The organism is Streptomyces sp. NPDC000878, from assembly GCF_053599695.1.
On sequence record NZ_JBSFMT010000087.1, the window covers coordinates 26,817 to 38,222 of the forward strand.

Consider the following 11,406-nt stretch of genomic DNA (forward strand, 5'->3'; position numbering starts at 1 on the left):
CGACCGCCGCTGCTCCCGGTGTTCTCCGGGCATTGACACGCGGAAGTGCGGCACGCATCCTGATCGTACGATCAGGTCATTTGATCAGAAGTCCTCGCCGTCGGTCCCACCGGAAGCCGCGGCTCGGAGGACACCATCCCTGGCCCTCAGTCGACAGAGGACGGTCATGACTCATCTCCAAGGCGACCATTCCACGGTCGTCATCGTGGGCTCGGGCTTCTCCGGGCTCTGCGCCGCCATCAAGCTCAAGGAAGCCGGGATCGACGATTTCGTCATTCTGGAGAAGGACGCGGACGTCGGCGGCACCTGGCGGGACAACACCTACCCGGGCGCCGCCTGTGACGTACCGAGCGTGCTGTACTCCTACTCCTTCCGCCAGAACCCGGACTGGACACGGCACTTCCCGTCCTGGGACGAACTCCACGCCTACCTGCGGCAAGTGGTGGACGTCTACGAACTGGGCCCGCACCTCAGGTTCGGGGTCGAGGTGGAGGAGATGCGCTTCGACGACACGACCGGTACCTGGACCGTGGTCACCGCGGCGGGTGAGTCGATCCGGGGCAGGTTCGTCGTGAACGCTACCGGAGTGCTGAGCAAGCCGGTGGTGCCCGAGATCTCCGGCCTGGAGACCTTCGACGGAAAGACGTTCCACTCCGCCCAGTGGGACCACGACCACGACTTCACCGGACGCCATGTCGCGGTGATCGGCACAGGTGCGAGTGCGGTTCAGTTCGTTCCCCACCTGGCCGAACAGGCCGAGCAGCTCTACGTGTTCCAGCGGTCACCGCACTGGGTGACGCCTCGCGGCGATGCGGAGATCCCCGCGAGCCGGCGCCGGCTCTACGGTCGGTTGCCCCTCGTGCAGCGGCTGCGGCGCTGGGCGACGTACTGGGAGTTCGAGACGCTGGCCCGGGGGTTCCTCGGACATCCCAAGGTCGTCGAGCGCTACCGGCAGCGAGCACTGGACTTCCTCAAGGAGTCCGTACCCGATGAGACGATGCGGGCCGCGCTGACGCCCGACTACGCCCCCGGGTGCAAGCGCCGCCTCGTTTCGGACGACTGGTTTCCCGCGCTTCAGCGCGGCAATGTCGAACTGGTCACGACCGGCCTGCGCGAGATCACGACGGACGCGGTCGTCGCGGCGGACGGCTCACCGCGCCGGGTCGACACGATCGTCTTCGGCACCGGCTTCGCCGCCACCGACTTCCTCGCCCCGATGAAGGTGTTCGGGCGGGACGGTGTCGAGATCTCGGACGCCTGGAGGGACGGCGCCGCCACGAAGCTCGGCATCGCGACCTCGGCGTTCCCGAACTTCTTCATGATGCTGGGCCCGAACACCGCACTCGGGCACAACTCGATGGTGTTCATGATCGAGGCTCAGACCCGCTACATCGTCGGCGCGATCAAGCACGCGCGCGGGAAGGGGAGAGGGGCTCTCGAACTGCGCCCGGAGGTTCAGGCGAGCGCCTACGGCAAGACTCAGCGGTCGATGAAGAAGACCGTCTGGGTATCCGGCGGTTGCCGCAGCTGGTACCAGTCGGCGGACGGCCGCATCGACACGCTGTGGCCGGGTACGACAGTCTCCTACTGGTGGCAGACGAAGCGGTTCAAGCCCGGTGACTATCGGTTCACGGGGGAGGCGACGATGAGCGGGACCGAGTAGACACTTACAGGCCGGGCCTGTTGATGATGGAACCCGCCCCACTGGGCATGAGCGACGCCGTACCGGCATGTCATGGATGCGGCTTGATCGGAAGGTACCCGTACGCAGATGCGACTTGTGCTCATCGGCCCTCCTGGTGCAGGCAAGGGCACCCAGGCGGCCATCCTCCGCAAGGATTTCGGTATCCCTCACATCTCCACCGGCGATCTGTTCCGCGAACACGTCAGCCGTCGGACAGCACTGGGGCAGGACGCCCAGCGGTATCTCGACACGGGTGAACTGGTCCCCGATCACATCACGGGCGAGATGATCCGCAGGCGGCTGGCGGAACCGGACGCTCAACGGGGCTTCCTTCTCGACGGCTTCCCGCGAACTGTGCGGCAGGCGGAGGAACTTGGGGCCATGCTTCCCGACACGGATGGCGGGATCGACGCCGTTCTGGAGTTCACCGCCCCCGAAGACGTCGTGGTGAGCAGGCTGTTGAGCCGCGGCCGCGCGGACGACACCGAGGAGGTCATCCGGAACCGGCAACAGATCTACCGCAACCAGACCGCCCCGCTCCTTGCCCACTACGCAGCCAGGCTGTTGACGATCCAGGCCGTCGGCTCCGCCGAGCAGATCAGCGAACGGGTGCTGACGGCCTTGAAGGAACGGGGCCTCGTAGCGAGCCAGGACGAGAGTGCCGCGCGACCTTGACATGGCGTACGGCTCATCCTCGGGCGGTGGGGCGGATGACGAGTTCGTTCACGTCGACATCGGCGGGCTGGGTGATGGCGTAGTGGATCGCTTCGCCGATCGCGGCGGCGGGGATGGCGATGCCCATTTGGCCGGTGACCGCGTCCTTGGTGTCCTGGTCGTTGATGGTGTCGGTCAGTTCGCTTCGGGTCAGGCCGGGGCTGATCACGGTGACCCGCAGGTCCCGGCTCTCCTGGCGCAGGCCTCCGACAGCGCGCGGACGGCGGCGATGCCGTGCAGGACTCCGCGTAGGTTGACGTCGATCATGCGGTCCCACTCGTCGGTGCGCAGTGCGCAGTGCGCAGTGCGTCCAGGCGGGAGAGGGGCATCACGCCAGCGTTGTTGACCAGGATATCGACGCGGCCGTATGTGCTCGATCCCGCGCAAGTGGCAGGAAGGGGTTTCCTGGGTGCCGTACTCCTAGGAAGCGGCGGCGTACGATCCAGGTATGAGCGCCAACGAACTGGGGGAATTCCTGCGGGTGCGTCGCTCCCGCCTCGGCCCGCAGGACGTGGGACTTCCCCGCTCCACGGGCCGCCGCGTCAGCGGGCTGCGGCGCGAGGAGGTCGCCGTGCTGGCCGGGGTCAGCGCCGACTACTACGCCCGTCTGGAACAGGGCCGCGAACGACACCCCTCCGGCCAGGTCATCGACGCCCTCGCGCACGCCCTGCGCCTGGACTCCGACGCCTGCTGGCACGCCTACCGCCTGGCCGGACTGGTACCGAAACAGGAAGCCCCCGACCTCGACCGCGAGAGGGTGGCACCTGAACTACAGCGACTGATGGACGGCTTCCCGGCGGCCGTCGCCTACGTGGTCAACCGCCGTCTGGACGTTCTCGCATCGAACGCGCCGGCCGCCGCACTGCTTTCCCCTCTCGCAGACCCGCGCCACATGGCCCGATCCCTCTTCTGCGACCCCGCGGCACGCACTCTGTTCGCGGACTGGGGCAGTGTGGCGCGTGACACCGTCGCCGCGCTGCGGCTCGCGTACGGCCATGAGCGCCACGATCCCCGGCTCGCGGCCCTGATCGATGAACTCCGCGCCGAGAGTGCCGAGTTCGCGGAACTCTGGGGACACCAGGATGTCAACCGGCTCGGCAGCAGGACCAAGACCTTTCACCACCCTGCGGCGGGGAAGCTGACCCTCTCCTACCAGACCTTCGAGGTCCAGGACGCGCCAGGCCAGTCCCTGCTCGTCGGCACCGCCGAGCCCGGCACCACGGATGCCGACCGCCTGGTCCTGCTCTGCACCGCGCGGCTGCTCGATGATCGACAGGCTTCCGCCGCTCTCCTGTGACGGAACCACCGTTCGCGTTCAGGGCGGGGTCATGCCCTGTCTGAGCGAGGCGCGCCGGTAAGAACGGCGGCGCCACATCCTCATCCTCACCAGCGCCTGGAGTTGCTTCTCCCGCAACGGTTTCCACGCCAAGCAGACGGATGGCGTCATCGCCGCGACCGGCATGTACTCCAGCGCCGCCTACCGCTGTTTTCGCAGCAAGGACGACCCCGTCGCCCGCGACCGGGGCGAGGGACAGTCGTACGATCCGAGCCGCATCACGATCCCGGCGTGGGGCGAGGCACTGAGAGGTCCCGAACTCGAAGGACGCAACCCGGTCTTTCTGCCTGAGCACGCGCGACAGCCTGGTCGAGCTGGCCCGGCGCCGGCGCGACGGGGGACATGTGCCGCCCACGGCGGACCCGGAGCAGATCGCGACCGTGCTGATGACATTCATGCCCGGGCTCCCGGTCGGCCGCCATCTCGTGGAGCCGGTCGCCGCCGCGAAGTGATCGGCAGCCTCTCGTCCCTTGCCTCGGCATCCGACGACGCGCCGACCTCGTGTCGCGGAGACGGGGCCCGGGCCGGCGGCGTGTGCTCCACCTGGGGCTCCCCGCGATGGACTCCAGGCCGCGCGGAGCCGGGGTCGTGGCGGCCGGGCGCCCACCACGGACGTGGCCGGCTGGCGGAGTGCGGGATGCGTGCCCATGGGCTGTTGACATCCGTTCATCCTCAGGCCACGATCGGATCAGATGACTTGGTCATTTGATCCGTATGTAGTGCGCGCTGCGCCGTCGACCTCTCTCGCCCTCCACGTCGCCGCACTGGGCCCGGGCGAACAACATCGTTGAACTTGTGAGGGCAACACCATGGGTCTCACCACACTCGAACCGACCACGACCGTGGATGACGTGTGCGACGTGATCGCGCGCGACGGCGGTGTGATCGTGAAGGACTTCATCGACAGCGAGCTCCTCGCCGCGATCAAGGCCGACCTCCTGCCGGAACTGGAGCGGGTCGGCTGGGGGCAGGACGACTTCGCCGGAGCCAAGACGCGTCGACTCGCGGCCCTGTTCAAGCACAGTCCTCGCATGGCTGACCTCATCACCCACCCGCTGTTCTACGGTGCCGCGGAGCGCTACCTCCAGATCCCGACCCCGGTGTGGTTCGGCGATGAGCGCGCGGAGCTGGTTCCGAACATCCAGATCGGCGTGACGCAGCTCATCGACATCCACCCCGGCGAGGGCTCTCAGCCGCTGCACCGGGATGACGCGGTCTGGCAGTGGCGCCACCCGGCGGGCGGTCGCCAGGCCCGGGTGCAGATCATGCTGGCCGTCACCGACTTCACCGCTGACAACGGCGGGACCCTGGTGATCCCCGGCAGCCACCTGTGGGACGACGAGCGCGGCCCCCGCCAGGAGGAGACGGTCCCGACCGAGATGACGGCGGGATCCGCGCTGATCTGGCTGGGAGCGACCTACCACGCAGGCGGCACCAACAACACCGACATCTCCCGGACCGGGCTGACCCTGACCCTCGACCTGGCCTACCTCCGGCAGGAGGAGAACCAGTACCTCTCTGTTCCCCTCGACGTCGTCAAGCAGTTGCCCGACCGTGTCCAGCGCCTCCTCGGCTACGAGGCGAGCCCGCCGTTCATGGGCTGGATCGAGGTCAACGGTGTGATGACCGACCCGCACTACGTGCTTGAGGACGACCCGTCCTCCGCCCAGGCCGCGGCGGCGTTCTAGTTTCCGGCCGGCTCGACGCGGGCGGCCATTACGAGGTCGTCCTGATCGTTTCCGGCATGGGCGGGATCTGCGCGGTCCGGCCCGGTATGGATCCGGCGTACGGCCGGCGCGGCGCGCTACGGCGCCGTCCTGACCAAGTCCGGTCGGCCTGACCGAAGAGCGTTTCGCCGCCGAGCAGAGCGACGGCCGGGTTATTGGCCACGTGGGCTTCGAGCAGTCGGTGGCGACTTCGCTCCGTCGGTCGCCACCTGGCTGAACAGCCACTGGGAATCCCCGCTGGTCCTCGGCTTCTGCGCGGGCGGCCTCTGCCTGCTGTGCCTGCTGGCGTTGCCGGAAACCCGGGAACGCGAGTTCGGCGCCCGAGCTCAAGCTCAGGTGGCTTGGTCCAGGGGGTTCGAGAGACGCAGGCCCGTGGCCTGGACGCGCTGGGCGAGGGCACGGAGCTGGTCGGGGGTGTCGTGCAGCAGCACGTGGATCCTGAAGCCGTCCGGGTACACGCCGGCGTCCTCGTCGTCGTCGGCGACTGCGGCGGTTTCGGCGAGGGTTTGGAACAGGAGCTGGAGTTCCGAGGGAGGCGCGTCCGCGAGGAGCTGGGCGGCGTTCTCGACCAGGAGCGTCAGAGGCCGTGTGGGGGGCGGCCCGTCGGGGTCGGAGTGCCACAGCGCCTTCTCCGAGAGGCAGTCGTGGAAGGCGTTCCAGTTGTGCCCGAAGTACCTGGGGAAATCCAGGGCCCGGGCCCATTCGGAGAAGAGCTCCGCCCTCGTACGGCAGTCGGCGCCGCGGATCACCAGGGGAAGGGCTCCTCCCGGTGGTTCGTCCAGGGTCGGTTCCAGCCAGTGCATGACGCGTCCTCGGTGATGGCTCAAGGGGGCTACGGGCCCAGGGCTGACGGGGTGCTCCGCGGAGGAAGGTACCGCGGAGCACCCCGTTGTTCGGCGCGTTGTCGCCGGGCGCGTGCGATCAGCGCTCGGTCCCGGTCCCGATTCTCACCCGCTGCCGATCAGCAGCAGGGCGCCGAGCAGGAAGGCGCCGATCTGCGTGTAGATCAGGTCACCCCTCTCGTCGGCCTGTTCCAGCGGATCATTGTTCTGTACCTCGAAGTCCGGGTCCTCGACGGGCGTGAAGACGAGCGGGTCCGGTGTGCCGCCGCGATCGCCGCCCGCGGGCGGGTCGCCGGCGGTCTCCTCCGCCACCGGAGTGAGGGAGTTGTCGACCGTGAAGGTGTTGTCGGGCATCGCCGGCTGGGCGTCGTCCACGTCAGGGAGGTTCTGGTAGGCGTAGAGGTGGAAGTTGGCGTAGTGGTCGTCGGTGAAGAAGATGAAACCGTTGGTCGAGTCACGAACGATTCGGTCGGCGTTGCGCTGCGTCCTCCGGGTGGGCCGGAAGTCGATGTCGTACTCGTTGAAGGTCGGCGTCAGCGCGTTGGGGAAGTTGGCCTGGATGTACGCCGTGAGCTGGCCGTCCCGGTCGCCGTAGTTGCCGCCGCGATACATGAAGGCGGTGTTGCCGTTCTGGTCCTGTTCCGAGGACGTGGCCTTGTTCGTCGGCCAGGCCTTGGTGGCCCAGAACGCGACCATCTCGTCCAGACGGCCGGGGAAGGTGAAGCCGTTGCCGTCGTCCACGGCGGCGCTCGCCTTCTGCTGCGACTCGGTCGTCAGCAGGGTCACGCCTCCGAGGACGGTCGCGATGGCGAGGAAGAAGGCCAGGAACTTCCCGCTGAGCCAGCGGGAACGGCGTTTGTGGCGATGGCCGCCGACAGGCTCGGCGACTGTGGTCAGCTCCGAAGTCATGCGATGGACTCCTTCGTGGGCAGATCCATGACGGGTCGTCAAATTCGCCCGGACGGAGGGGGTCTCACGGGTGGGTTCCCGCTTCCCGACAGCTGTCCGGGCGATGTGTGTGCGGCTTGATCACCGGCGATCGCGTGCCGCACGGTGAGTCTTCTCAGGGGGCGCACAGGCCGCCAGGGTCAAACATCCCGACCCATCGGTAATATCAGGTTTCCTGTTAAACGCAGAGTCTGGTGGCCTGGTCAGGAGGGGTGAGGGTGAACCAGCGCCCACCGTGTCCGTGCTCACATCCTTGATGGGCGGGAAGACCGTGAAACGAGCCGGAGACGGTATCGGGCGTGGCTCTTTGGTTGGCTGGAAGTCTGTTCGAGATCACCATTCGGCGAGCCTCATGCACGCGTCCTGGTACGTCCGTTCATCACTGTTGCCTCGACCGGTCAACCGGTCGAGGCAACGGATCTGTCCGGCGATGTCGGGCTCGCCGTTCTGGCGGAAGGCGCTGATGGCGAGGTTGCGCGGGCTGGCCATGATGCGGGACAGGTTGCCGGCGGGGACCTTGGAGTCGTCCTCACACGCTGGAGCAGGCGCCGAGCCGTGGCCGTGTGCGGCGCCGGCCGGGAAGGCGAGAACACCCAGAACCGCCTGCGGGGCATGGGCGATGGTGCAGAGGCAGGCACGGTCTCGCTCGGTTCTCATGGGTCTCGACAACCACATGATCACCGGCTCCTCCGGATCAGCCGTGCACGCGATGAGTGTGGCCGGCCCACTCCGGCTCGCGCAGGGCGAACTTCTGGATCTTCCCGGTCGAGGTCTTCGGCAGTTCGGTCACGAGGTCGACGTTCCGTGGAGCCTTGTAGCGGGCGATCTTCGTTCGCACGTGCTCGATCAGCTCTGCCTCGGTGGCCCGCAGGCCCGCCTTGAGTACGACGAACGCCTTCGGCCGCTCGCCCCACTTCTCGTCCGGTACTCCGACCACGGCGACCTCGAGGACCGCCTCGTGGCTCATCAGGGCCTGTTCCACCTCGATGGTGGAGATGTTCTCGCCGCCGGAGATCACCACGTCCTTGGCACGGTCGCGCAACTCCACGTAGCCGTCGGGGTGCATGACGCCGAGGTCGCCGCTGTGGAACCACCCGCCGCGGAAGGCCTTGGCCGTGCCTTCCGGGTCGAGGTGGTAGCCGACCATGAGGTTGTTGCCGCGCATCACGATCTCGCCCATCGTGCTGCCGTCGGCCGGCACATCCACCATGCGCTCGTCCACGACGCGCAGGCCTTCGGTCTGGATCATTCCGACGCCCTGGCGGGCCTGGGCCGCAGCCCTCTCCTCCGGTGCGAGAGCCGACCACTGCGGCTGGGTCTGGCAGACGGAGTACGGGCCGTAGGTCTCGGTCAGTCCGTACACATGCACGATCCCGAAGCCCATCCGCTCCATCTGCAGGATCGTCGTGGGGCTCGGCGGTGCGCCCGCGGTGGTGATCACGAGCCGGTAGTCGAGGGGACCCGCCTCCACGGCGTTGAGGATCGTGGTGACCACCGTCGGTGCGCCGTTGAGATGGGTGACCCGGTGCTTGCGGATCTGCTGCCAGATCGCGTCGCCCCGCACCTCGCGCAGACACACGTGGGTCCCGCCGATACCGGTGACCGCCCACGGCGTACACCAGCCGTTGCAGTGGAACATGGGCAGCGTCCACAGATAGACGCTGTCCTGGTGGTGGGAGGAGTGGACGATCTCCCCGAAGGAGTTCAGGTAGGCGCCCCGGTGGGTGTAGACGACCCCCTTGGGGCGGCCGGTCGTTCCCGAGGTGTAGTTGATGGAGATCGGCGCGAGTTCGTCCTCGACCGACCAGTCCATGGGGTCGCCGGAACCACGGGCCGTGAAGTCGGCGTAGCTCACCAGCCGTGATCCGACAGCCGCGCTCGCAACAGCCTCCGTGCCCACCCCCGCCTCGGTGTCCTCGAACACGATGACCTCGGTGACCGTCGTGAGGTCCTGGACGGCGGAGGCGACCGTGGAGAGGAACGCCGAGTCAGTGACCAGTACCTTCGCGCCGGAGTGGTCGAGGATGTAGGCGATCTCCTCGGCGGAGAGCCTGGTGTTGACGGCGACAAGCACGGCTCGGGCCAGCGGTACCGCGAAGTGCGCGACGAGCATCTCGGGCAGGTTCGGCATGAGGTAGGCGACTCGGTCGCCGTCCTGCACACCGCTCGCGCGAAGGGCTTGGGCTACGCGGGTCGCCTCGGTGGCGAGTTCGCCGTAGCTCAGGCTCCTGCTCCCGTAGACGACTCCCGGCTTGTCGGGCCATACGCGGGCCGTCCTGTCCAGGAAGGACAGCGGCGTCAACGGAGTGTGGGAGACGGCGTTCATGAACGTCCTCCTGGCAGCAGCGGCAAGAGACAGCGGTCATCACCGTATTCAGCACTCGAGGTTATGGTCAAGTGATCAAGTCAAAGGATCGAGTCCTCGCCCGGCCGGAGGACGTGGAGGTCGCCTGCCTGATCCGGACATGGTTCTGCTCGTCGCGGACGGTAGACGTCTAGACTACGTAGCGACTCGTTCATATGACTCAGACAAAAGATCAGGGAGGTCCTCGGATGGCTCGGGTTCCCATGGATCAGCGCCGACAGGACTACATCGAGGCAACGGTGCGGGTGATTGGGGAGCGTGGAGTGCGCGGTGCGACGACTCGTCGTATCGCCGACGCGGCCCAAGCGCCTCTGGCTACTCTGCATTACGTTTTCCATACCAAGGAGCAGCTGTTTTTCGCCGTTTTTGAACACGCTTCAGATCAATTGCTCGAACGGATCGGCGCGAGCAAGGAGAGCTCCGGCCTGGGGGGGACTGCGGCGTCTCTCCTGGTCACCACGATGGACTGGTACTTGGAGAACGACGGCTACGCGCGTGCGCAGTTCGACCTGTACATGTGGGCGCTGCGGCAGGAGGACACGCATCCGGGGTTGGCCACCCGGGCCTACGATCTCTTCATCGACCGGTTCGCCGACGTGCTGCGTAAGGCTCTGGAGGACGACGATGACGCGGAACTCGTGGAGCCGCTGGCCCGAATGGTGGCCTCGCATCTTGATGGTCTTTGTCTGCAATGGCACGGATACGGCGACCGCGCCCGGCTGGATGCCGATATCGCCCTGGCGGGGGAGGCAATCGAACTGCTCGTGGAGTCGCGACGAGGGCGGAAGTAGTCTTATTGAGCTAGCAGGGTACTGAATTCCCCGTTAAGGGGTACTCAGTGCCGTCACGCCTCGTCGAGCGCGGCCTCGATTCCCCGGATGACCCGCCACATCGGCGCCTTGCGCCTGGAGATGAGCACGATCACGTCTTCCTCGTCCTGGCCGTCGACTCCGCGTCCTGCCGGGTCCTCGCTCCAGGTGTCGCGCACATGGTCGAGCGCGTGGTCGACGTCGCTGATGGCGTCACCTCGGCCGCCGGAGCGGAGCCATGAGCGCAGAGCGTGGTTGTGGGCGGCGACCACGGACGCCGCGATGACGTCGGCGCGCAGCGTTCCGTCCGGCCGGGCGGCGTATCGGGCACGGAGATGCTCGGCGAGGGTGCGCTCGTACCGCCACACCACGGACAGTTCGTGGGCGCGGAGGCCGGGCACTTTCTTCGTCAGGCGGTAACGCTGCACGGAGAAGGCAGGGTTCTCGGCATACATGCGCAGTACGAGTCGGGCGGCGTCGCAGACGTGCGCCACGGGATCGCCATCAGGGCTCTGCTGCTGGAGGAACTCGGTCATGTCTGTCAGGCAGCGCTCGTGGTCGGGGAAGACCACGTCCTCTTTGGAAGGGAAGTAGCGGAAGAAGGACCTGCGGCCCACCCCCGCGAGCGTGACGATGTCGTCGATCGTGGTCTGCTCGAATCCGCGCTCCAGGAACAGCTGGAATGCCGCCGCGATGAGGGACTCCCGCATCGCGGGCTTTGCGGCCCCGCCGGCGTCAGGGTGCCTGCCCCGCTCCTCGCTCATGATGTGGAACATAACACCCGCTCTCAGGCGTCACGGCATTGAAAGTGGCACTGAGTACCCTTATTATGGGGTACTGAGTGCCATTCCTGTTGATCGTCGCGAAGGGTGTGCCCATGGGCCGCGATTTCGACCTGTACCGCCCGTCCGAGGAGCACGACATGCTCCGCGACGCGATCCGCTCCCTGGCCGAGGCGAAGATCTTGCCGTACGCCGCGGC

General features: G+C 67.2%; 11 protein-coding genes and 3 pseudogenes. 8 read left to right on the forward strand and 6 right to left on the reverse strand.

Annotated elements, in window-relative coordinates; translation table 11 throughout:
• The first annotated feature begins 166 nt into the window (after positions 1–166).
• Positions 167–1,663, forward strand: a complete 1,497-nt coding sequence (locus ACWDR4_RS43475) for a flavin-containing monooxygenase (protein WP_450416897.1) — start codon at positions 167–169, stop codon at positions 1,661–1,663.
• A 108-nt stretch (positions 1,664–1,771) separates the two neighbouring features.
• Positions 1,772–2,359, forward strand: a complete 588-nt coding sequence (locus ACWDR4_RS43480; RefSeq protein ID WP_450416899.1) for an adenylate kinase — start codon at positions 1,772–1,774, stop codon at positions 2,357–2,359.
• Between the two features lie 13 nt (positions 2,360–2,372).
• On the opposite strand, the pseudogene ACWDR4_RS43485 reads toward ACWDR4_RS43480, so the two are convergent.
• Positions 2,373–2,781: pseudogene (locus tag ACWDR4_RS43485) on the reverse strand (SDR family oxidoreductase); the annotation flags it as partial.
• 65 nt (positions 2,782–2,846) lie between these two features.
• Between ACWDR4_RS43485 and ACWDR4_RS43490 the strand changes: the two are divergent.
• From ACWDR4_RS43490 to ACWDR4_RS43510, 5 genes and pseudogenes are all read left to right on the forward strand, one after another.
• Entirely contained in the window at positions 2,847–3,695 is an 849-nt protein-coding gene (locus tag ACWDR4_RS43490; protein ID WP_450416901.1) for a helix-turn-helix domain-containing protein, read from the forward strand.
• Between the two features lie 82 nt (positions 3,696–3,777).
• A pseudogene (locus ACWDR4_RS43495) lies at positions 3,778–3,891 on the forward strand (TetR/AcrR family transcriptional regulator); the annotation flags it as partial.
• 652 nt (positions 3,892–4,543) lie between these two features.
• Entirely contained in the window at positions 4,544–5,422 is an 879-nt protein-coding gene (locus tag ACWDR4_RS43500; RefSeq protein ID WP_450416902.1) for a phytanoyl-CoA dioxygenase family protein, read from the forward strand.
• Positions 5,423–5,570: 148 nt separating this feature from the next.
• Complete coding sequence (locus ACWDR4_RS43505) at positions 5,571–5,678, forward strand: hypothetical protein (protein ID WP_450416917.1); 108 nt, start codon at positions 5,571–5,573, stop codon at positions 5,676–5,678.
• A pseudogene (locus ACWDR4_RS43510) lies at positions 5,639–5,776 on the forward strand (MFS transporter); the annotation flags it as partial. The gene ACWDR4_RS43505 and the pseudogene ACWDR4_RS43510, both read left to right, overlap by 40 nt.
• A gap of 17 nt (positions 5,777–5,793) precedes the next feature.
• Here ACWDR4_RS43510 and ACWDR4_RS43515 read toward each other — a convergent pair.
• From ACWDR4_RS43515 to ACWDR4_RS43530, 4 genes are all read right to left on the reverse strand, one after another.
• The gene (locus ACWDR4_RS43515; protein WP_450416903.1) at positions 5,794–6,264 is read right to left on the reverse strand and encodes a barstar family protein; all 471 of its coding nucleotides are present in this window, start codon (positions 6,262–6,264) and stop codon (positions 5,794–5,796) included.
• Positions 6,265–6,408: 144 nt separating this feature from the next.
• Entirely contained in the window at positions 6,409–7,212 is an 804-nt protein-coding gene (locus tag ACWDR4_RS43520) for a ribonuclease domain-containing protein (RefSeq protein ID WP_450416905.1), read from the reverse strand.
• A 372-nt stretch (positions 7,213–7,584) separates the two neighbouring features.
• Entirely contained in the window at positions 7,585–7,908 is a 324-nt protein-coding gene (locus ACWDR4_RS43525) for a hypothetical protein (protein WP_450416907.1), read from the reverse strand.
• A gap of 37 nt (positions 7,909–7,945) precedes the next feature.
• On the reverse strand, positions 7,946–9,577 hold the full coding sequence (locus ACWDR4_RS43530; protein WP_450416908.1) for an acyl--CoA ligase family protein: 1,632 nt from the start codon (positions 9,575–9,577) through the stop codon (positions 7,946–7,948).
• A 227-nt stretch (positions 9,578–9,804) separates the two neighbouring features.
• On the opposite strand from ACWDR4_RS43530, the gene ACWDR4_RS43535 reads away from it, so the two are divergent.
• Entirely contained in the window at positions 9,805–10,407 is a 603-nt protein-coding gene (locus ACWDR4_RS43535) for a TetR/AcrR family transcriptional regulator (protein WP_450416910.1), read from the forward strand.
• Positions 10,408–10,460: 53 nt separating this feature from the next.
• On the opposite strand, the gene ACWDR4_RS43540 is transcribed toward ACWDR4_RS43535, so the two are convergent.
• The gene (locus ACWDR4_RS43540) at positions 10,461–11,189 is read right to left on the reverse strand and encodes a TetR family transcriptional regulator (RefSeq protein ID WP_450416912.1); all 729 of its coding nucleotides are present in this window, start codon (positions 11,187–11,189) and stop codon (positions 10,461–10,463) included.
• Between the last annotated feature and the right edge of the window lie 217 nt (positions 11,190–11,406).

What these genes read in the sequence shown, in the direction of transcription:
- ACWDR4_RS43500 (WP_450416902.1), top strand. Translation starts at nt 4,544, where the DNA reads ATGGGTCTCACCACACTCGAACCGACCACGACCGTGGATGACGTGTGC.
- ACWDR4_RS43525 (WP_450416907.1), bottom strand. Translation starts at nt 7,908, where the DNA reads ATGAGAACCGAGCGAGACCGTGCCTGCCTCTGCACCATCGCCCATGCC.
- ACWDR4_RS43520 (WP_450416905.1), bottom strand. Translation starts at nt 7,212, where the DNA reads ATGACTTCGGAGCTGACCACAGTCGCCGAGCCTGTCGGCGGCCATCGC.
- ACWDR4_RS43515 (WP_450416903.1), bottom strand. Translation starts at nt 6,264, where the DNA reads ATGCACTGGCTGGAACCGACCCTGGACGAACCACCGGGAGGAGCCCTT.
- ACWDR4_RS43535 (WP_450416910.1), top strand. Translation starts at nt 9,805, where the DNA reads ATGGCTCGGGTTCCCATGGATCAGCGCCGACAGGACTACATCGAGGCA.
- ACWDR4_RS43480 (WP_450416899.1), top strand. Translation starts at nt 1,772, where the DNA reads ATGCGACTTGTGCTCATCGGCCCTCCTGGTGCAGGCAAGGGCACCCAG.
- ACWDR4_RS43490 (WP_450416901.1), top strand. Translation starts at nt 2,847, where the DNA reads ATGAGCGCCAACGAACTGGGGGAATTCCTGCGGGTGCGTCGCTCCCGC.
- ACWDR4_RS43530 (WP_450416908.1), bottom strand. Translation starts at nt 9,577, where the DNA reads ATGAACGCCGTCTCCCACACTCCGTTGACGCCGCTGTCCTTCCTGGAC.
- ACWDR4_RS43540 (WP_450416912.1), bottom strand. Translation starts at nt 11,189, where the DNA reads ATGAGCGAGGAGCGGGGCAGGCACCCTGACGCCGGCGGGGCCGCAAAG.
- ACWDR4_RS43475 (WP_450416897.1), top strand. Translation starts at nt 167, where the DNA reads ATGACTCATCTCCAAGGCGACCATTCCACGGTCGTCATCGTGGGCTCG.